The following is a 21,458-nucleotide window of genomic DNA, read 5'->3' on the forward strand; positions in this document are numbered from 1 at the left end:
CCCGAACCGATCATTCCGAGGAGGCTCGCATGGGCACGGATCCCGCTTCCGTCACGTTGGACGACAAGTACGCCGCACGCGGCGGTCGTGTCCTGATCTCAGGCATCCAGGCATTGGTCCGCCTGCCCCTGGAGCAGCGCCGCCTCGACGAGACGCACGGTCTGGACACCCGGGTCTTCGTCAGCGGCTACCAGGGATCGCCGCTCGGTGGCGTCGATCTGGAGATGGGCCGGGCACGCCGATTCCTCGATCCCGCCGGTGTGGTGTTCCGGGCCGGGCTGAACGAGGAGCTGGCGGCGACGGCCGTGGCCGGCACCCAGATGCTCGGGCAGGTTCCCGGACGGCGCCATGAGGGCGTCACCGGATTCTGGTACGGGAAGAACCCGGGGCTGGACCGGGCGGCCGACGCGATCCGGCACTCCACCCTGGCGGGTACGACGGCGCTGGGCGGCGCGGTGGCGTGGATCGGTGACGACCCGGGCAGCAAGTCCTCCACCGTTCCCAGCTCGTGCGAGCCCATGTGCCAGAGCCTGGCCATGCCGCTGCTCGCGCCCGGCTCGGTGGCCGAGATCCTCGAATACGGCCTGCACGCGGTGGCGCTGTCGCGGGCGAGCGGGCTGTGGGCCGGGCTGAAGATCGTCGCGGATATCGCGGATGCCTCCGCCGTCGTCGACCTGGACGAGCTGCGGCCCGATATTCCGGCCCCCGCGCGGACCGACCGCGGCGCGCCCCCGACGCTCGTCGGCCCCGCCTCGCTCGACGCCGAGCACGACATGCTCACCCGCCGGCTCGATCTGGCCCGTGACTACGCCCGGCAGGCGGGCCTGAACCGCATCGGCTTCAGCGCCCGGCGCGCCACCCTGGGCGTTCTCGCCTCCGGCACGTCGTACGCCGTGGTGCAGCGGGCGCTCGCCGACCTCGGCATCGACGAGCCCGCCATGGAAGACCTCGGCCTGCGGCTGATCCGCATCGGCATGCCCTTCCCGGTCTCCCCCGAGGACCTGGTGGCCATGACCGGCGACCTGGAGCAGGTGCTCGTCGTCGAGGACAAGGTCCCCTTCCTGGAGGGGCATCTGAAGCAGGCCCTCTACGGCATCGGCGAACCGCCCGTCGTGGTGGGACGCCATGACGAGAGCGGCCGTCCGCTGCTGAGCGCGCGGGGCACCCTGGCGGCCGAGGACGTGGCGCGGGCCCTGGCCGCGCGGATCGGGCCGGAGCGGCTGCCGCGTGCCGCGGGCACGCACCTGGCCCTGCTGGCGCCGCCGGCGCGGAAGCGGACGGCCCTGCCGATGATTTCGTCGCGCACGCCCTACTTCTGTTCCGGCTGCCCGCACAACGCGTCGACGAGGACCGCCGACGACACGCTGGTCGGCGTGGGCATCGGCTGCCACGCCATGGTCGCACTGGACGGTGCGGGCCGCGGCAACCAGATCGGGCTGACCCAGATGGGCGGCGAGGGTGCCCAGTGGATCGGGCTGGCCCCCTTCACGGACGACCGGCACTTCGTACAGAACCTCGGCGACGGCACCTTCCACCACTCCGGATCTCTCGCCATCCGCGCGGCCGTCGCCGCCGGGGCGACGATGACCTACAAGCTGCTCTACAACGATGCCGTCGCCATGACGGGTGGGCAGCGGCCGGAGGGCCGCCTCGACGTACCCGCGCTGACCCGGTCGCTCGCCCTCGAAGGCGTCAAGAAGATCATCGTCACCACCGCACGGCCGGCCGACTACCAGGGCATACGTCTTGACCCGATCGCCAGGGTCCGCCACCGCGACGATCTGCCCGCGGTGGAGAAGGAACTCGCCGCCGTCGACGGGGTGACCGTCCTGATCCACGACGACCGGTGCGCGGCCGAGGAACGCCGGCTGCGCAAGCGCGGTCAGTTGCCGACCCCCGCCGAGAAGGTCGTCATCAACGAGCGGGTGTGCGAGGGATGCGGCGACTGCGGTGACGTGTCGACCTGTCTGTCGGTGCAGCCGGTCGACACGGAGTTCGGCCGCAAGACCCGGATCCACCAGGCGTCCTGCAACTCCGACTTCAGCTGCCTCAAGGGCGACTGTCCCTCGTTCCTGCTGGTGGAACCGGTGACGGCGCGGCCACGGCGGGAGATCCCGCCGCTCCCGGTGGAACTGCCCGATCCGGCTCCCGCCGTGCCGGGCGGGAGCACACTGCTGCACATGCCGGGGATCGGCGGCACCGGGGTCGTCACCGTTTCACAGATTCTGCAGATGGCCGCTCACCTCGACGGCCGCTACGCCGCGGGCCTGGAGCAGACCGGACTGGCCCAGAAGGGCGGGCCGGTGGTGAGCGATGTGCGGATCTCCGGCACGCCGGTCACCGGAGCGGTGCGCGCGTCCCGCGCCACCGCGGACGTGCTCATCGGCTTCGATCTGCTGGGTGCCGCCGCCGATTCGAACCTGCAGGTGGCGCGGCCCGACCACACCATCGCGGTGCTCAACACCGCCATCGTGCCCACCGCCGCCATGGTGACCAACCGGGTCGTCGTCCCCGATTCCCCCGACGACGCGCTGGAGCGCATCGCGGCCCGCACCCGTCCCAAGAAGAATCTCCACCTGGACGCGCAGGGCCTGTCCGAGGCCCTCTTCGGGGACCACATGCCGGCCAACATGCTGCTGATCGGAGCCGCCTTCCAGCACGGCTGCGTCCCGCTGTCGCAGGACGCGATCGAAGCGGCGATCCGCCTCAACGGGGCCGCCGTGGAGAAGAACCTGGCGGCCTTCAGGTGGGGGCGGGCCGCGGCCTTCGACCACGAGGCCGTGATGAAGGCGGTCAGCACGCCCGCCCGGCCGGCCGTCGAGGTCAGTCCGGCAGCACAGGCCATGGCCGCGGAGCACCTGACACCCGGAACGCTGCGGGACGTGGTCGCCCTGCGTGCCACGGACCTGATCGCCTACCAGAACGACGCGTACGCGGGGAAGTACGTGCGGGAGGTCGACTCGGTGGCCGCCACGGCCAGGCGGCTCGCCGGCGACGAACCCGGAGAGCGGATCGCGGTGGCGTACGCCAAGGGCCTGCACAAGGTCATGGCCTACAAGGACGAGTACGACGTGGCCCGACTGCACCTGGACACGGTGGAGAACGCCAGGATCGGCGACGAGTTCGGCCCGGGCGCATCGGTGTCGGTCCTGCTGCACCCGCCCGTGCTCAGGGCCCTGGGCATGCGGCGCAAGATCCGGCTGCGGCGCACCGCTCCGCTCGCCTTCCGGACCCTGCGCGCGCTGCGCGGACTGCGCGGAACACCGTTCGACGTGTTCGGCTACGCCCACGTCCGCCGCGAGGAGCGCGCCCTGATCCAGGAGTACCCGCGGCTGGTCCGCGCCGCGCTGACGCGTCTCACCCCGGACAACGCCGCCGAGGTCGAGGAACTGGTCCGGCTGGTCGACGGCGTCCGCGGTTACGAGGACATCAAGCTGGCCCGCCTCGCCGACTTCCGCGATCAGGCGCGCAGCGCTCTCGGCGCCCTGGCGGCCGCCCCCGCCACCGCTTCCTGATCACCGGACACCGCCGCCCAGAAGGAGAACCGTCATGCCTGTCGACCGCCTGCTGCCCACGCAGGAAGCCGAGGACCTGATCGCTCTTGCCCGGGAGGTCGCGGACAAGGAACTCGCCCCGCGCGTGGCGGAGCACGAACGTTCCGAGACCTACCCCGAGGGCCTGTTCGCACGGCTCGGCGAGAGCGGCCTGCTGGGCCTCCCCTGGCCCGAGGAGTTCGGCGGAGGCGACCAGCCCTACGAGGTCTACCTCCAGGTCGTCGAAGAGCTCGCCGCGCGCTGGGCGTCCGTCGCCGTCGCCGTGAGCGTCCACACGCTCGCCGCGTTCCCCCTGCTGAACTTCGGCAGCGGCGAGCAGCGCGGGCGGTGGGCCGAGGACGTCCTCGGCGGACGGCTGGTCGGCGGCTACAGCCTGTCCGAACCCCAGGCGGGCTCCGATGCGGCGGCGTTGACCTGCCGCGCCCGCCGTACCCCGGACGGCTACCGCATCAGCGGGACCAAGTCCTGGATCACCCACGGCGGCAGGGCCGGCTTCTACGCCCTGTTCGCCCGCACCGGCCCGGGAAGCAACGGCGTCTCCTGCTTCTTCGCTCCCGGCCGGGCCGGCGGCCTCACCTTCGGCAAGCCCGAGAAGAAGATGGGCCTGCACGCCGTTCCGACCGCCGCGGCCTTCTGGGACGATGCGCTGATCGATACCGGCCGGCTCATCGGCGAGGAGGGCCAGGGCCTGCAGATCGCCTTCAGCGCGCTGGACTCCGGACGGCTCGGCATCGCCGCCTGCGCCACCGGCCTGGCCCAGAGCGCCCTCGATGCCGCGGTCGCCCACGCGCGGGAACGGACCGCCTTCGGCCGCAAGATCATCGACCATCAGGGGCTGGGGTTCCTGCTGGCCGACATGGCCGCCGCCGTCGACTCGGCACGGGCCACCTACCTCGACGCCGCCCGCCGCCGCGACGCGGGTCTCCCCTACAGCCGACAGGCCAGCGTCGCCAAACTGATCGCCACCGACGCCGCGATGAAGGTCACCACGGACGCCGTCCAGGTCCTGGGCGGCGCCGGATACACCCTCGACCACCCCGTCGAACGCTATATGCGCGAAGCGAAGGTCATGCAGATCTTCGAGGGCACCAACCAGATCCAGCGCCTCGTCATCAGCCGCCAACTGGCCCGCTGACCGGCGAATCCGCGCCCGAAGACCGTGAGGGAGGCCGGCGTTGGCGGGGTCGGCGGCGGCACGGGGTCGTGGGCGGCGGCGTGGGCGGCGGCGCCCGCGAGAGCTGCATCCGCGTTACTGAAGGCCGAACATCACCCTCTGTGCCGCGTGGTTCGTTCGGCGTCGGACACCGAACGAATGAAGGCGATCGTGCGCGAACGCAAGCCTTCCCGGCGTTCCTCGACGCGGTCGCCGGCCTCCGGACCGGAGCCTTGGCGGACCGGCTCGGTGTTCACCTTGACTGCGCAGTCGAGATCGGTGCACAGGAGAAGACCGCGCGCGTTGAGGCGTTCGCGTTTGTCGCGCGAGGGGCGCCGAGCGGTGAACAGCGAAACCTCGTTGAACCGGCGGGAGGACCTGCACAGGTCGCACATCACCGCCCGCGATCCGGGTGTGGCTCTGTTCTGCGCCTGCCGCAGCAGCGCTCCCCATGCCTGCCCGTCGGCCTCGGTGACGAGGTAGGCGAGCTGCGGAGCCCGTAGGTCCCGCCACCCGAGATAGTCGATCTGGTGCCACCGGACATCGTCGAACCAGACGGGCAGTCGGACCCGCTTCGCGGCGGGGTCCGGGTTCACGATCGCACCGCGAACCTCTTCCCTGGTCATGGGGCGCATTGCTTCTCCTGACGAGACTGAAGGAAGCGTCGACGTGCAGGCATCGGTGCTCTGTCACACGGCGCAGCGAGGTGGGCTTGGAGCGCGAGCCGCGGTCAACGCATCGGCAGGGACCTGCCGGTGGGCCCCGGTGCGCGCGTCCCCCATCCCTTACGGCTACACATCTACGACGTGGGCGTCTTGGCGGGCAGGTCGTCGGGGTCTGGGCCGCCGTGTCCTCTCGTGTGCTCGCGCCAGGGCGATGCAGCCGGCTGTTGCCACCGCCGGCCCGATGGTCATCACGTTCGGCTTGCCGATACGCGGTGCCATCGCCGCCGCCAGGGCGATGCCCGCGCATTCCCACTTCTCCCCTCTGCCATGTCCACCACTCGCATTCTTCGACTGACAGCCGTGACGGATCAGCCGGACGAATCCCTTCGTGCGTACTTAGTACGCATCACGGCGTACAGCATACGCACACAGTCACCCTTCACGGCAAACCCATTAAAGGAAGGTTCATAGCTGCCATTTCGAGCCGTTAGCCTTGCCGGCGGATAGATTTCGTCACGCATGGACCATGTGACGAAAAGGAGCGTGGTGGCGCCGGAGCGGAAGGTCTGCGCGGCCTGCGGGAAGGAATTGGACCCCACGGCCAGGGGGCGGCCGCGGCGCTTTTGCTTGCACGTCTGCCGGGCGACGGGGAGGCGGAACGGCCGGCTCGGCGTACCGAACGGCGCACCACAGGCCGATCGGACGAGGCGCCGTGCTCGCTTCACGAGCACGGCGCCTATCCACGGCTCGACCCCGCGTTGCGCGCGGGTGCCGATCCTTGGGATGAGCAAATACCCTCACCCGGCCCGTAACGAAGGGCACATCGGGAAAGCGCCGGAGGACAGTGACGGGGCCGCGGGAGTCGGCGGGAAGAACGCTGTCAGCGCCGACTCGTGTCGACCCGTCAGGGGCCGAGTCAGCGTACGGCCCGGTGCACCCACCCCCGCTCGATCCGGGACAGCTCCTGGAAGCCGTGCCGGACCAGTTGTCCGGTCTCCTCGATGTCGTCCGCGGTGGCGTAGGTCAGCACCCGGTCGACGCCGGCCATCCGCAGCCACCGGGCTGCGTGCGCGAGAAGCTGTTCCTCCAGCCCTGAGCCCTGGTAGGGCTCGGCGACATGGAGACCGGCCAGGTCGGCCAGCCCTCCGTTGCGCGCGTACCGTTCGGGCCGGTCCAAGGATGTGTCCACCTCGACGTAACCGATGACGTCGTCGCCCAGCCGGGCGGAGAACCGGGTTCCGCACTCGCCGAGGGTGCGCTGGACGTTCGCCCCCGGGACCGCCGCCCCGGCCGGCCGTCCCAGGTCGGCCACCGCGGCGATCAGCAGTGCCTCCGCCGGTCCGGCCGGTGTGAATCCGGTCCGTCGATAGGCGGCACGGATGTGCTCCCACTGGTCCGGGACACCGCAGATCCCGGCCGCCGGGAGCTGTCCGTCGGCGTAGCGTCGTGACACGCCCCAGCGTGTCAGCTGCGCGAGACAGGCGGCCATCAGGAGGTCGGCCGCGCTCTCGGAGTCCGGCCAGAAGGAGGCCGGGGGCCGGAAGACGAACCATTCGATCACGCCCGCGTCGCGGTAGTCCGCACCGGTCGCAGCGTCGGCACGGTAGCGCAGCAGGTGGGCGGCGGCGACGACGTGCTGCCGCTGCTCGGCGACGAGCGTGACGCGCTCGGCCACCCACGGGTCGAGAATGAACTCCTGCGGACGTCGTTGCAGTTGGCTCAGCACCGTGTTCACGGAGACGGAGAGACCAGGGACGACAGCGGCGACATGGGCGTTGACCAGTTCTGTCACCTGGTCGCGGTCGTCGCGGCGGAAGGGACGCACCCTCAGTGAGGACGGCATGGCAAACCTCTGATTGGAGAGATACAGGAGGCCGCCAAGAGGTGCGGTACACCGAAACCGTAACAGAGCGACCGCGGAACGGCCGCGCGGAACGGTTGTTGAGTTCGCGAACCACGGCGGCGGGCGGTTCCACGCCCGGGTCGGAGCCTGTCCGCTGTCGTCACGATGGCCCGGTCTGTGCCGATCCACTGCACGACAGGGGTTTCGGGTGCGAAGCGCGGCCGGTGAGATAGGTGGCAGGCACATCCGAGGGCGCCTTCAGGCTGCCGGCGAAGCCGCCTGCCGTCCGCCTTGGGCAGTGGCGCGCTGATGACGGACATCACTGGCTGGTCATAGCCGCTCCGATCGCCGGGCTCCACCACTGGGGTACTGGAGGTGAGGCCCGGCTTCCTGCGAGTGGGCGGGTCAGCACACCGGCTGCTCGACCGTGTCGGAGCCCTCCTCCTGGCTGGCCTCCGAAACGGCCGGAGCCGGCTTCGGCAGAGCTTGGACGAGCAGGGTGACGATGACGGGGAACGCCACGATGACCGCGATGCTGAGGAAGAACGCCCTGGGATATCTGTCCGGTGAGGGCGAGGCGCCGAGCGCGCCGAAGAAGACGAGGCCGACGAGCGAGACACCGAGCGCCGCGCCGCCCTCCATCGCCGTGGACAGCACGCCGGAGGCCGCGGAGGCATGCTTCGGGTCGACGTCGGCCAGGGCTGCGGCGGGCAGTGGAGCGGCGACCAGACCCATGCCGAATCCCGCCACCAGCAGTCCGGGCGCGACCCAGCCGGCCGAGCCGTCCACGCCGAGGTGCGCGACGATCAGGGCAACCGTCCCGTACCCGACGGCGACCAGCCCGGCGCCCAGGGCGACGACCTGGTTGCCGATGCGCACGGCGATCTTCCCTGCGAGGAACGACGAGCCGAAGAAGCCGGCGCTCATCGTGGTGAAGAGCAGTCCGGACGGGAGCGCGTCCCAGCCCCTTCCTTCCTGCATGTAGATGGCGAACAGCAAGAAGAAGGAGCCCATCGACATGAAGTACACGAAGTAGGCCGCGACGCCGACGGCGAATCCCCGCCTGCGGAAGAGCCCCGGATCGATCAGCGGTGCCTCGCTGCGTGCGGCCAGTCCCCGCTGGTGCGTGATGAACAGGACGAACAACGGCACGCCGGCGATCAGCGACAGCCATGCCCACAACGGCCAGCCCTGTTCCCGGCCCTCCAGCAGAGGCAGCACCACCGCGGCAAGGCTCACCGTGGCCAGGGCGGCCCCCGCCAGGTCCAGCCCGGCACCGGCTTCGGTACGGATGCGCGGGACGGTCCGCGGCGTCAGGGTGAGGATCACCAGACCGATCGGGATATTGATGAGGAAGACGGTTCGCCAGCCGAGCCCGGCGACGTCGAGGGCGATCAGCACGCCGCCGATGAGCTGCCCGCACAGCCCGGACAGCCCCAGCATCAGTCCGTACGCGCCGAAGGCACGGCCCCGCGCCGCACCGGTGTAGACGTGACTCACGACGGCGAGTATCTGTGGGGTCAACATCGCCGAGGAAAGGCCCTGAACGACACGGGCGGCGATCAGGAACCAGATGCCGGGCGCGAAGCCGCAGGCTGCGGATGCGGCGGTGAAGAGCGCGAGGCCCAGGAGGAACATCCGGCGGGGGCCGTAGAGGTCGCCCATCCGGCCGCCGGTGATGAGTCCCACGCACAGGGCGGCACCGTAGCCCACCATGACGAGTTGGGTCTCAGGTGCACCGGCGCCCAGGTCGCTCTGGATCGAGGGGATGGCGACGTTGGCGATGAAGAAGTCCAGAAAGGAAATGAAGCCGCCGGTCAGGACGACGGCCAAGGGGGCCCAGGACCTGCGGTCGGCCGCACGGCCGGCAGTCTGCGGACTGGTCATGTCAGGATCTTCCGTTCATGGTTGGGGGAACGGCGCGAGGCTAGATCCGGGTCACTGACATCCCCTGTCAGTGACCCGGATACTTTCGTTCATGCGAGCTAGCCGGTTGGTGAGCGTCTTGTTGCTCCTGCAGACCCGCGGCCGGATGACCGCGCGGGAAGTGGCGGAGACCCTTGAGGTGTCGGTCCGCACCGTCTATCGGGACATGGAGGCGCTCACCGCCTCCGGCATCCCGCTGTACGGCGAAGCCGGCCCGGACGGCGGGTACCGCTTGCTCGATGGTTACCGGACACGGCTCACCGGGCTCACCGCCGACGAGGCCAGGGCACTGTTCCTGACCGGCCTGCCCGGAGCCGCGGCAGCCCTCGGGTTCGGCGCCGTGGCAGCCGGGACACGACGGAAGCTGACCGCAGCGCTGCCGCCCGAGATGCGCGAGCGCGCCGAACAGTCCCGGGAACGGATCCACATCGACATCCCCGCCTGGTATCAGGACCTTGAGGAGACACCCTGGCTGTCCGTGGTGGCGAACGCGGTGTGGGACCAGCGACAGGTGCGGATCCGGTACGAACGCTGGGCCACCCCGCACACGGTGGTCAGAACCGTGAACCCCTACGGAGTGGTCCTCAAGGCGGGCCGCTGGTACCTGGTCGCCGGATCCGCGCACGGCGTGCGGACCTACCGGGTGTCCCGGATCACCGAACTGGAGCCCCGGGGAGAGACATTCGAGCGGCCTGCCGGATTCGACCTGGCGGCACACTGGCGCGCGTACCTGGAGACCTTCGACACACGCCGGTACCGCGACCAGGCGGTGCTCCGCCTGTCCCCCGAGGTTTTCGCCGACATCGGGCAGGTACTCGACTCGGCGGCGGCCCGGGCCGCCAGGGAATCTGCGACACCCGACGCGGGTGGCTGGACGCGGGTGGTCATACCCGTCGAGTCCGCTGAACAGGCGCTCCCCACGCTGCTGTCGCTGGGCGTGGGTGCGGAAGTGGTGGGACCGCCCGAGCTGCGGGAGAAGATGCGGACCACCCTCGCCGGGATGCTCGCCCGGTACGAGGAGGACGGCCCGGCGCGCCTGTGAGGACGGCCCGCTCCAGCCTCGCCTCCGATCGCCTGATCGACTCCGAAGTACTTCCGGAGCCGACCACACGGGGATCGGCTGGAGCAGACTCGCCTCCGGGCCGCGGCCTGGGCCGAACGCAACCACCTGGCAGACCTCGCCACAGCCGACAAGGCCACGACCACGACGCGATGCTGCTCCTCGACATGGCGAGCCCCGCGGAGGCAGCGCCCCCCGAAGCGGCCGAGCGGTAGCCGGCCGGGCCCGCAGGACGAGATGCGCGCCTCCGGGGCCGGATCGCTTGGCGTGGCCATCCATGCCAAGAGCGACAGACGGTGGTGGCGCCTCCAGCAGTCAGATCACCTGTGAGGCCACGCCCTCCAGAGCGGCCGGGGAGCGGAACACGCCAGGAGGGGACGACGGCGTGGGATCGAGTCCCCGTGGACCACTGCGGTGGGCGAGTCGAGACCCGGACCGTACTCGGGCCACATCCATCACCACCGCTTGCCTCGCCTCCCAGCGTATTCGCTGGTCATGTGTGCGTGGGCGCTGCACCACCAGCCGACGAAGAACCTGCTGACAGGCTCGACAGCAACCACACTCGGTGCCAGGTGGTGCGGCCGGACTTGCCGTCTACAGTCCGAAGCGATCCGAATTTCTACCCCAGGAAGCTCAACCGCACCTGACGGTCGGGGTTGTCGACGTGCGTATCCGCCAAACTCCGTTAAGGCGACCCGAAGGATAACCGGCGACCTGTTCGGATCCGTGGGCTGAGCGCACGGATCCCGTGTACGAGGAATACGAGGAGCCCCTCTACGCCGCCCCCGCTCCTCGCCCGCACGGTCGACGCGGGGTGGCTCGGGCTCAAGAGCGGGTCGGGTTTCTACACGTACCAGTGAGTGTGACAGCGTCGCCAACTGGCAGGGAAGCACCTCTGCCCCGGAGTTGGCTTGACCTGCATTTTCGAGCCCTGGATCGGCGGCCCGGGCCTCGTACAGTGGCAGCGGCTCGTTCCTCCGGATGCCACCCGGTGCTATCGCGCCACCACCCTCCACCGTCGCCCCCGACCACTGCCTCGGGCCGGCCCGAAGGCGACGTCACGCTCGCCTCTGTTGAGGCCCGTGGGGCAGTGGTCTCACCGAGGGCTGCTCCAGGAGCCTTTATGTATGGGGGGCGACGAAAAACGCGGCCTCATCAGAGTGATTTGCGGCGGATCTCGCTGCGCTTGCAGCGAGCAGACCGGACGGTCGGCGCCGCTCACCTCAGCGGTCCCCGATCATGCCGCCGTCGGGATCCCCGTATCCGGCGATCCCGACGGCGGCCTCGATCCGCAGGCCCGTCGCGCGGGACTGCGGCCGGGTCACTTCTCCAGGAAGGCGAGGAGTGCGGCGTTGACTTCCTCCGCGTGGGTCCACAACAGCCCGTGGGGGGCGCCCTCGATCTCCACGTAGTCGGCGGACGGCAGCGCCTGGCGGAAGGGCCGCGCGGTTCCCTCGACGGGGAGGATCCGGTCGCCCGTGCCGTGCAGGATCAGGGCCGGGACATCGATGGCCGGGATGTCGGCCCGGAAGTCGGTGTACCAGGTCGACGGTGCGGCGGCCGCGGCGAAGAAGCCCCCGCCCGCCGCGACGTTCCAGCTGTTGCGCACGGCCTCCTCACTGATCCTGGTGCCGAGGTTCTCGTCGAGGTTGTAGAAGTCCTTGTAGAAGTCCGTGTAGTACGCGTAGCGGTCCGCCTTGACCGCCGCGACGACGCCGTCGAAGAACTCCTTGGGGGCGACCCCGTCGGGGTTGTCGTCCGTCTTGAGCAGGAAGGGCTCCAGCGAGGCCAGGAAGGCGACCTTGGAGACACGGGCGGAGCCGTAGGCGGACACATAGCGGGCCACCTCGCCGGTGCCCATCGAGAAACCGACCAGGACCGCGTCCCGCAGGTCGAGGTTCTCCATGACCGTGTTCAGGTCCGCCGCGAAGGTGTCGTAGTCGTAGCCGGTCGTCGGCTGGCTCGACCGCCCGAAGCCTCGGCGGTCATAGGTGATCACGCGGTAGCCCGCCTCCAGCAGCACGGCGCTCTGCCGCTCCCAGGAGTGGCCGTCGAGCGGGAAGCCGTGGATGAGGACGACCGGCTGCCCGGTGCCGTGGTCCTCGTAGTGGAGATCGATGGTGGTGGAGTTTTCCTGACCCACGGTGATGTACGGCAAGGTCTCATTCCTTCGTTCGGAGGGCCGGCGCGCGCAGATCCACACCCCGTCTCGACGGGGGGAGGGTGCTGCACGGACGGCATCGACTCGTCGACTTCCGGCGTCCGGGCATGCGCGGCACGGTATGACCGCACACCAGGGCGAACGCTCCGCCCCCTGTTGACCGTGAGTGCACCGCTCATTGCCTGGAAGCGCCGGGACGGAAACCTGTCCCGACACGCTACAGCGCAAGGCTCCTCGAAGGCGTTCGTCACCGGCCCTTTGGGGGCGTTTCCCGCCGGCGCCTCTCGCGTGCGCGGACGGAACACTGGCGATGCGCCGACGGACAAGACGCCTCCGCCGGCCGCCCTTAGGGTGCTGTCCACGACATATTTATTGAATTTTAAATCATTCTGGGGGTAGTGCGCTGAGCAACGCCGAAGTGGATCCCGCCGCGCCGCGCCGCACCGCCGTGGACCACGGTGACACCGCGCCGCGGATCGAGGTGGTGTCCGCGCGGGACGTCCCGTTGGGTGGCCCGCGGGCGATGACGGTGCGGCGCACGCTGCCGCAGCGGGCCCGGACGCTGATCGGGGCCTGGTGCTTCGTCGACCACTACGGTCCGGACGACGTCGCCGACACGGGCGGCATGGACGTCGCCCCGCACCCGCACATCGGCCTGCAGACCGTGAGCTGGCTGTTCAGCGGGGAGATCGAGCACCGCGACAGCCTGGGCAGCCACGCGTTCGTACGGCCCGGCGAGCTGAACCTCATGACGAGCGGGCACGGCATCAGCCACTCGGAGGTCTCCACCGCCGCCACCACGATCCTGCACGGCGTCCAGCTGTGGGTGGCCCTGCCCGAAGAACACCGGCACACCGGCCGCGACTTCCGCCACCACGTGCCGGCCCCGGTGCGGTGGGAAGGGGCACAGATCAAGGTGTTCCTGGGGTCCCTCGCCGGTGACACCTCCCCGGTGCCCACGTTCACGCCGCTGCTCGGCGGCGTGCCGTTCGAGGAACGGATCGTCATGTGGTGGAACTTCATCGGCCGCAGCCACGAAGAGATCGTCGAGGCCCGGCAGGCCTGGGAGCAGGCATCCGACCGCTTCGGCGGTGTCGACGGCTACGACGGCGACGCCCTTCCCGCCCCCGCCCTCCCGAACACCCCCTCGCCCCCCGCAAGAACCCGCTCCGCCACTGAAAGGCCCACCATGGCCCAGCCCGCCACCGCTCCGGCCGTCCGCCGCGTCGACGCCAGGCACCGCTACGAAATCCTGGTCGACGGCGAAACCGCCGGCTTCACCGCCTACCGCGACCGCGATGACCGGCGCGTCTTCTTCCACATCGAAATCGGCGCCGCCTTCGCCGGACAGGGCCTGGCCTCACTCCTCGTCCAGCAGGCCCTGACCGACGTACGGGCCTCCGGGATGCGCTCCGTGCCGGTCTGCCCTTACGTGGCGAAGTTCCTCACCCGGCACGAGGATTTCGCCGACCTGGCCGACCCCGTCACCCCCGACATCCTCCGGTGGCTGGAGACCGCACCGGCACGGTGACGACCGGCCTTCCGGACCACCGCCCCAGACGAGGAAGTACCGGTTCGGATCGGTGCTTCCTCGTCGGCGTCCCCGTTCGTCAGGGGCGCCCGAGGGCCCCAGGGCTCTCCTTGACGCCAAGCCGTTGATCACGGCCCGGCTGCCCTGCGGGCCGGGAACGGGCGCCGGACAGCTTGCCCCGGGCGGCCCTGGCACTGATCCGCCGCGACAGCCGCGGATCAGCCCGAGTTGGCACCGGCGCGTTCGCGGACCTCAGCCGTGACCGGGTGTCCACCGCCGAGGAGTGGAGCGCCGAGTCTCGAAGCCGGCCCGAGCCATCCTTGAATCCGCAGGTCGATCGCTCCGTCACGTGCCGTTGTTCAAGGGCGTGTTCGCCAGGAGGGAGGCAGTGCCGTTCGCGGCACTGCCTCCTGGTGCTTTCGCCGCCCCGGGAGGGCCCTCGTCACCCGGTGGCTCGACACCCGAGTTCGCTGAGTACCAACGTCCGCTCACGCACCGCTCATGCAGCCCGGACGCGAGCACTGGTCGCTTCCGCCAGGCCTTGTGCGGGTCGATGAGGGCGCTGCCTCCTGCCCGCTTGGTCCCGCGGGCCGGGCAGATCACGTCCTCCTCGTCGCCTGGGGCGCTCGCCATCACCAGTGGCGACCCCACCGGAGGCCTCGTTCGGCCTTGTCCAGCTGGCTTAGCGCGTAGCGCAGGCCGTCCGTGTTGCCCAGCGCGCGGCAGGTGACGGCGGCCTGTCGGTTGGCAGGGACGGCTTCCTCGTAACGCATCGCGTCCACCAGGGCGCCGCCGTGCAGGACGAGGGCCCAGCTCTCCTGGAGGCGGTCGCCGCTGTCCCGGCAGGCCTCGCGCCACCGGCGAAGCAGAGGGATGAGTTCCCGAGAACGTCCGGACGGGGAGAATTCGCGGCCGAGCTCCGCAAGCGCGTAGGCCGCGGAGTCGGGCCCGAGTGCCGAGTCGTACAGGTCGGCGCCGCGCAGGCCGGCGGTGACGGCCTCCTCGTACCGACCCACCTTCCAGAGCGCCTTGCTGAGGCCGAGCAGGGACGTGGCCTGGGGGCTCCGGGCGCCGATCGTGCCGTAGGCGGTGGCGGACCGCAGGTAGGCGTCAACTGCCTCCTCGTGGCGCCGCGCCTCCATGAGGTGGTGGCCGAGGTGGAGGCGGGCCTTGCCCTCGCCGTCCCCCTCGCGGATCTCCGCGTAGATGTCGGCGGCCTGGCGCAGGACGGCGATGTTCTCCTTGAGCCGGCCCAGCCCCTTCAGGGCGCGGGCGAGGTTGAGGAACGCGGAGGCCTGGAGGCTGGGGAAGCCGAGCCGGCGCATGATGTCGGCGGTGCGCACGTAGGCGGGAATGGCGTCCTCGTACCGCTCCTCGCCCAGGAGGAACTCCCCGAGGTTGTACAGCGACAGGGACTCGCCGCGCTGGTCGCCCGCCTCCTGGTAGCAGGCGATGGACCGCCGCGCAGCCGCGATGGCCTCCTTGCGCCGTTCCACCGACGCGAGGGCGAGGCTCAGGTTCCGGAGCGCCTCGGCCTCGCCGTGCCCGTCGCCGCGCTCGCGGTAGAGCGCCGCGGCCCGGGTGCCGGCGATGACAGCCTCCTCGTGCAGGCCGCTGCTCTCCAGGCCGAGGGCGACGTTGTTCAGGGCCTTGGCCTCCTTGGTGCTGTCGCCGAGCTCCCCAAAGAGTTCGGCGGCCCGCCTGCTGGCGGCGACGGACTCCGCATACCGGCCCGACCGGCCCAGGTCGTTGCCGAGTTCGCCCGCCGAGGTGGCCTCGGATTTCGGTTTGCCGGCGGCGCGGAACGCCGCGACGGCCTGGGTGCGGGCGGCAATGGCCTCCTGGGTGCGATCCAGCTTGACCAGCGCGGTCCCGAGACACTCCCACGCCGCGCCCTCACCATCGCGGTCACCCGACGCACGGCAAACGGCCGCGGCCTCCTCGCAGACGGCGACGGCCCGCTCGTGCCGCTCCAGATACACCAGGCAGAGACCGATGCTGAGGAGCACGTTGCCCTCACCGTCGCGACCGGTCTCCCGGCAGATCACGAGTTCCCGTTCGTAGGCGGTGACGGCCTCGTCGTATCTGTCCATCGAGAGATGGTTGGTGCCCAGTCCGTGCAGCAACGCGCGTTCCCGGGGACGGTTGCCCGTCTCGCGGTACAGCGCCAGGGCCTGCTCGCAGACGGCAACGGCCTCCTCGAACCGTTCCGCCTTCCTCAGGGCCTCGCTGCGGTTGGACAGGGCGTCGGCCTCACCGCTGTGGTCACCGGCCTCCCGGAACACGGCCGCGGCCTTGCCGCACGCGGTGGCGGCCTCCGCGAACCGGCCCGTCCGCACGCATGCAGCGCCCAGATTGGCCAGCGCCCGGGCCTCGCTGTCACGGTTGCCGGTCCCGCCGAGGAGCACGGCGGCCTGCTGACAGGCGGTGACGGCCTCCTCGAACCGTCCCAGCTCGATCAGCACGGCACCGAGTCTGCCGAGTGCCCCGCCCTCCCCGGCGGGATCGCCGATCTCCACGCGCAGGGCGGCGACCCGTTCGAGGGCGGGAACGGCCTCGTCGTACCGTTTCAGCTCGTACAGGGCGACGCCCAGGTTGGTCAGGGAGTCGGCCTCGCTGCTGCGGTTGCCTTTCTCCTGGTAGACGGCGGCGGCACGCCGGGTGGGGTCGAGGGACTCCTCGAACCGGCCCAGCCGCAGCAGGGCGTTGCCCAGGTTGTGCAGCGGCGGCCCCGGCGAGCCACCCGCTTCGTGCTCCTCGAAGAGTTCCAGGGCGCGCCGGCTGACGGTGACGGTCTCCTCGTACCGCTCGGCCGCCGTCAGGGCGTTGCTCTGGTTGGTCAGCGCGGCGGTCTCCAGGTGCCGCTCGCCGGTCTCCCGGTAGACGGCCGCGGCCCGTCCTGCTGCGTCGGCCGCATCGGCCGCCCGCTCCATCCGGGACAGGGCGTTGCTGAGGTTCGTCAGCGCAGCGGCCTCCAGCGCGCGATTGCCGGCCCGGCGGTAGAGACCGGCGGCCCGCTCGCTCGCGGTGGCCGCCTCCTCGAACCGCCCCGGACTCAGCACCCGGCCGGCGAAGTTCAGGAAGAGATCCGCCGCGCCGGAATCGTCGCCGGTGTCGAGACGGGCGTCGGCGGCCCGCTCCACGGCGGTGACGGCCTCCCCGAAACGCCTCAACCCGACCAGGACATCGCCCAGGTCGGCCAGCGACTTCGTGAGCTCGGTGAGGTCGGTGCCGGGAGCCGGGTCGTCCAGTCTCCGCCGCAGTCGCGCGGCCGTTTCGACGGCGGCCAGCGCTTCCTCCCGGCGCTCCTTGCGGGGCAGCGACAACCGGTGCATGGCGTCCGCGTAGGCGGGAAGGTCGAGCGCCGGGTGGGCCACCGCCACCTGCCGGTACAGGTCAGCGGCCTCCTGGGTGGCGGCCACGGCCTCGTCCTCACGATCGAGGTCCCACAGCCGCTCGCCGAGAGCGTTCAGCGAGTTGGCGAGCGTGAGGGGCGAGTTGAAGCCGTCCTCGGCCAGCCGCCGTTGGATGTCCACCGCCTCCTGAACGGTCGTGAGCGCCTCGTCCTCGCGGCCCAGCCGGACGAGGGATTCGCCGAGGTTGAGGAGGACGGTGGACAGGTCGGACCGGTAGGCGGCCGGGTTCGCCTCGGCCAGCTCCCGGTACAGGCCGGTGGCCTCCCGTACGGCGTCCAGCCCCTCCTGCGTCCGCTCCACGCCGAGCAGCGCGCGACCGAGGTTGTTCAGCGCCCCGGCCAGATAGGGCCGCTCGGCGCCGGGCCGGGCGGCGGCCAGTAGCCGGTGCAGGTCGACGGCCTCGCGGGCGGCGACCAGCCCCTCCTCCCGGCGGCCCGCGGCCGTCAGTCGCAGGCAGAGGTTGCCCAACGCCAGCGCGAGGCCGTGCCGGTGCCCGGCCGGGTCCTCGTCGGCCGCCTGCCGGCACAGGTCGGTGGCCTCCTGGGTGGCGGCCAGCGCTTCCGCCGGGCGGCCGTGGCCTTCCAGCCGGTTGCCCAGGCTGGTCAGCGCCTCGCGCAGGGTGTGCCGGTGGGCGGTGGGATCCGCCGCGGTCAGCCGGCGGCTGATCGCCACGGCCTCCTCGGTCAGGAACAGTGCCTCCTCGGGGCGGCCCACGTCGGACAGCCGGTCCCCGTGGTCGGCCAACGCGGAGGCCAGGCCGCTCAGATGGCCCAGGTGCCCGGGGTCGGACCGGACGAGCTCCCGATACAGCCGGACCGCCTCCTCGGCCGGACCGACCGCCTCCTCCCGGCGCCCCGCGTTGGCGCGGCGCCAGGCCAGGGTGCTGTACAGCCCGGCCCGTTGGCCCGGGTCCGTGGCGACGGCCAGGCGGTGGGCGATCAGGACCTCCATGACCGCGAGGATGCCGATGTCCAGGTTGACGTCACGGCCGTCGGGCAGCCTGGACTCGACGGCTTCCAGTACGGCCAGCAGCTCGGGGTCGGCGGAGGCGTCCGGGGTGTCAGAGGGCTTGGTGTCGGCGAGGGCGGCCAGGGTGGTCAGGGCCGGGCTGCCGGCGGCGATCGCGAGGTCCGGATCGTCGCGCAACAGCGGGAACAGGACGTTTTCGCGGACATGCCTCCAGCGCCCGGCGGCGGTCGCGAGGAAGGTGACCGCGCGGGGGGCGATGACGGAACGCAGGTCCTCCTCGGCGGTGAGGGCGCCAGGGACGTCGCTCGCCCAGGGGTCGGGTTCATAGGACGTGATGTCGTGGCCGGGGGTGAGCAGCCCGAGGAAGTCCTCCGCGAGCCGGTCGGGGTACAGGGGCTCCAGGACCAGCGAGCGGTCGGCGGGCGGGTAGCAGAACCGGTGGTCCTTCAGCAGGTACCCGGAGTGCTCGGGCAGGTCCAGGGTCTGCAGGGCGCGCTTGCCGGTGAAGTGACCGACCGCTCCGGTGAGTACGGAGGTGAAAACGGTCTGGGCCATGACGTCGGGGTCGGTCCGGTAGGTCTGCCCCTGCTTCCCGGCGTCGTAGAGCCGCTGCCAGGCCAGACGCTCGCGGTCCAGCAAATACGCCGACAGCTCGTGCGGCTCGGTGAGCGACGGCTTCTTGCCGTCGGCGTGAGCGTCCACAGCGACCAGGGCGGCCATGTGCAGGTTCAGCGTCAGCCCGAAGTCCCGGTGGTCGAGGGAGCCCGGCGGGTCGATGTCCGCGGTGTCCGACAGGCCGTACAGGTCGGCGGCACCGTAGCGGTCCCGGGCGGCGGCGAACATCCGCGCGCGGTCCGCGGCCAGTGACGGAAGGAGCAGGTCGCCGGCGCCGGCCCTGCGTTCGCCGAGCTCGCCGCGGAGCGCAGCGAACCAGCGAACGGTACGGCCCACCAGCAGAACCCGCGTGGGCCGATCCTGGTTGAGCACGGGATCGGACAGCAGACGTGCCAGTTCGCTGTGCGCCCACCGGTCGGCATAGTCGACGACGAGGAGTACCCCGGCCGCGGCCTCGTCCGAGGCGGACGCGCCATCCGGCGCTGCCGGGCCGGGCACACCGCGGAACCCTGCCTGGCGGACCGACCACCGCTCCTGGACGGGCAGTTCCGCGCTCCTGGACTGCTCGGCGAACTCCGTCGCCAGGCGGGTCTTGCCCTGCCCGCCAGGTGCGTGCACCAGCAGGACCGACAGCCGCGCACCCGGATCGTCCCGCCACCGCCGCAACCGCTCCAGTTCGGCTTCCCGGCCGACGAACGGCACGACGTGGCTGCGCGCGTCCAGCAGACGGCTGGGCTGTGTCATGAGCCACGCGGACCGGGGAGCGGACGGGGCGGGGAGCGCCTCGATCGCGGGCACACGGGTGCCGTAGACGTTGACCGCCGTCGCGGTGCCGCCGTCCCCGACGACGATCGCGCTGCCCTCACCGCTTCGCAGGTAGTTGACGCTCGGGCCCGGCTCGGTCACGGCCGCTCACCCGCGTTTTCGGGGCCCGGCGAGGGGACACCACCGGTCCCGTTGGTGACGCTCGCGCTCCCTCCGTTCCCCACGACGATCGCACTGCCTTGCCCGCTGTGCAGGTTGCCGACGGAGGGCCCGGCGCCCGGCGTGTGGTTCGGGGCGGGTTCCTTCTCGGCCGGGTCCAGGTCCAGTTGGCGGATCTCCGCGCCCGGGACCCAGATCCAGGCCTCGCCCTGATGTTCCTTCTCCTCGACGCCGACGCGCCGGAACTCCTCCGGCGGGATGGTGGTGTACGCCTCCTCGACCACGTCGTGGAAGACGGTCGATGACACCGCGACGGCCAGACAGGCGTACGGCGCCTCGGCCAGGGCAGCGCGCAAGGGCGCGCAGTCGAGGATGCGGCCGGTCTCGACCGGGGCCCGCCCGACGAACCCGTTGGCACCCAGCCCGACCGCGCCGAAGTGGACGGCGGCGCGCAGCCTGAGCCAGGGCCGCCGCCCCGTGCCGAGGTTGAAGTTGAAGGCGCGCAGGCTCGCGTCCAGCGCGCGCATGAAGTCGTCGACCAGGGCGGGCTCGGAGGTGTCCGCGGGCAGGACGGCGAACAGCGAGTCCCCGCCCTCCTGTGTCTCCCATGCCGCACGGTCCAATCCGGCCTTCGCGGCCGCCGAGTCCAGCAACCCCACGATCGCTTGCTGGAACTGGCGCTGTGTCTCCACGCCGACCCCGCCGTACCCCTTGGCGTCGACCGCCAGCAGCGGCCTGCGCCCGAACGCCGTTACGGCATCCCGCTCGTCCACACCGTTCCTCACCATGACACCTCTCGGTACACGAAGTTCACCGGAGAGATGAGCCTGAACTCTCACATCCCCTTCAAACCAACGGAGTTACCGCACGGACTCCCCACGGAGAGCCCCTGCGCCCGCCCGCTCCCCCGAAGACGAGCGCCGGTAGAAGCATTCGTACACCTGCCGTCCCGTGTGAACCCCGTGGAAGTACGGGTTGCCGGTCCGCCTGGGAAGGGTGACCGCTCCCGAAGTCCGGAGAACCCGCAGAAGTGACTGGTCCCGTCGGGGCCTTCGCCCGCCTACTGGACGGACCTCGTGACCGTCGATCGAAGGAGACTTCATGGCACCGACCGGAGAGGCAGCAGCCGACCACCCCGCGCAGTACATGCTGACCGCGCTCCAGACGACCCACCAGCACGCGGACGCCAAGGCCGGGATCCTGGCGGCGGCGCAGGCGACGCTGGTCGGCACCTCGGGGACGTGGATCCGGCAGTCCGTGGCCGTCTGCGGTCAGGGCGGCGCGGACGGGGTGTACGCGGGGACGCTGCTGGCCCTGTTCGTCTGCGGGCTCGTCGCAGGCGCGGTGACTCTCGCGGCGACCGTGCGTCCCCGGTTGCTGCGGGGCTCGGCCGGCAACAACCGGTACAGCTTCGTCCAGCTGGCCTCGGGTCCCGACATCGCCGACACCCCGACCACCGGCACGCCAGCCGCCGACGAGGCCGCGGATCGCCGGGATTTGTCGCACACGGTGCGGTTCCTCGCCCATGTCGCCGTACGCAAGTACCGCTGGCTGACGGGAGCCGTGGTGTGCACGGCCGTCATGGGGGTGAGCGCGGGGCTGAGCGTAGCCCTGCTGCCGGTGTTGGCCTGACGCCGGCTC

General features: G+C 71.1%; 11 protein-coding genes and 1 pseudogene. 6 read left to right on the forward strand and 6 right to left on the reverse strand.

The genetic code is table 11. From position 1 onward, the window contains the following. Positions 1-29: 29 nt before the first annotated feature. On the forward strand, positions 30-3,515 hold the full coding sequence (locus tag ABT345_RS09170; RefSeq protein WP_345087728.1) for an indolepyruvate ferredoxin oxidoreductase family protein: 3,486 nt from the start codon (positions 30-32) through the stop codon (positions 3,513-3,515). Positions 3,516-3,549: 34 nt separating this feature from the next. Next, a complete protein-coding gene (locus ABT345_RS09175) occupies positions 3,550-4,689 on the forward strand; it encodes an acyl-CoA dehydrogenase family protein (protein WP_345087730.1) in 1,140 nt (379 codons plus the stop codon). 131 nt (positions 4,690-4,820) lie between these two features. Here ABT345_RS09175 and ABT345_RS09180 read toward each other — a convergent pair whose 3' ends face one another. From ABT345_RS09180 to ABT345_RS09190, 3 genes are all read right to left on the reverse strand, one after another. Beyond that, positions 4,821-5,333 carry an FBP domain-containing protein gene (locus tag ABT345_RS09180; RefSeq protein ID WP_345087732.1) on the reverse strand — a complete coding sequence of 171 codons (513 nt, stop codon included), beginning with the start codon at positions 5,331-5,333 and terminating at the stop codon, positions 4,821-4,823. Positions 5,334-6,288: 955 nt separating this feature from the next. After that, positions 6,289-7,215, reverse strand: a complete 927-nt coding sequence (locus ABT345_RS09185) for a GNAT family N-acetyltransferase (RefSeq protein WP_345087734.1) — start codon at positions 7,213-7,215, stop codon at positions 6,289-6,291. A gap of 405 nt (positions 7,216-7,620) precedes the next feature. Next, complete coding sequence (locus ABT345_RS09190) at positions 7,621-9,102, reverse strand: MFS transporter (RefSeq protein WP_345087736.1); 1,482 nt, start codon at positions 9,100-9,102, stop codon at positions 7,621-7,623. A gap of 91 nt (positions 9,103-9,193) precedes the next feature. On the opposite strand from ABT345_RS09190, the gene ABT345_RS09195 reads away from it, so the two are divergent. Both ABT345_RS09195 and ABT345_RS09200 read left to right on the forward strand, forming a co-directional pair. Then, entirely contained in the window at positions 9,194-10,183 is a 990-nt protein-coding gene (locus tag ABT345_RS09195; RefSeq protein WP_345087738.1) for a helix-turn-helix transcriptional regulator, read from the forward strand. Positions 10,184-10,949: 766 nt separating this feature from the next. After that, positions 10,950-11,061 (forward strand): annotated as a pseudogene (locus ABT345_RS09200) (3-hydroxyacyl-CoA dehydrogenase family protein); the annotation flags it as partial. Between the two features lie 461 nt (positions 11,062-11,522). Here the strand turns inward: ABT345_RS09200 and ABT345_RS09205 are convergent. Beyond that, the gene (locus tag ABT345_RS09205; RefSeq protein ID WP_345087741.1) at positions 11,523-12,359 is read right to left on the reverse strand and encodes an alpha/beta fold hydrolase; all 837 of its coding nucleotides are present in this window, start codon (positions 12,357-12,359) and stop codon (positions 11,523-11,525) included. Positions 12,360-12,780: 421 nt separating this feature from the next. On the opposite strand from ABT345_RS09205, the gene ABT345_RS33230 reads away from it, so the two are divergent. Beyond that, positions 12,781-13,893: a bifunctional pirin family protein/GNAT family N-acetyltransferase gene (locus ABT345_RS33230; RefSeq protein WP_386458877.1), complete on the forward strand. Its 1,113-nt coding sequence runs from the start codon at positions 12,781-12,783 to the stop codon at positions 13,891-13,893. A gap of 632 nt (positions 13,894-14,525) precedes the next feature. Here ABT345_RS33230 and ABT345_RS09220 read toward each other — a convergent pair. Both ABT345_RS09220 and ABT345_RS09225 read right to left on the reverse strand, forming a co-directional pair. Next, positions 14,526-19,799 (reverse strand): tetratricopeptide repeat protein, encoded by a 5,274-nt coding sequence (locus tag ABT345_RS09220; protein WP_345087743.1) that lies wholly within the window; start codon positions 19,797-19,799, stop codon positions 14,526-14,528. Beyond that, the gene (locus tag ABT345_RS09225) at positions 19,796-20,590 is read right to left on the reverse strand and encodes a hypothetical protein (protein WP_351321465.1); all 795 of its coding nucleotides are present in this window, start codon (positions 20,588-20,590) and stop codon (positions 19,796-19,798) included. Before ABT345_RS09225 ends, ABT345_RS09220 begins: the two co-directional genes overlap by 4 nt. Positions 20,591-20,918: 328 nt before the next feature. Here ABT345_RS09225 and ABT345_RS09230 point away from each other — a divergent pair, with 328 nt between their 5' ends. Then, positions 20,919-21,449, forward strand: a complete 531-nt coding sequence (locus tag ABT345_RS09230) for a Pycsar system effector family protein (protein WP_345087745.1) — start codon at positions 20,919-20,921, stop codon at positions 21,447-21,449. Positions 21,450-21,458 lie beyond the last annotated feature (9 nt).

It is taken from the genome of Streptomyces sp. NPDC000404, from assembly GCF_040300365.1.
In the GTDB taxonomy this organism is placed as follows: Bacteria; Actinomycetota; Actinomycetes; order Streptomycetales; family Streptomycetaceae; genus Streptomyces; species Streptomyces ramulosus.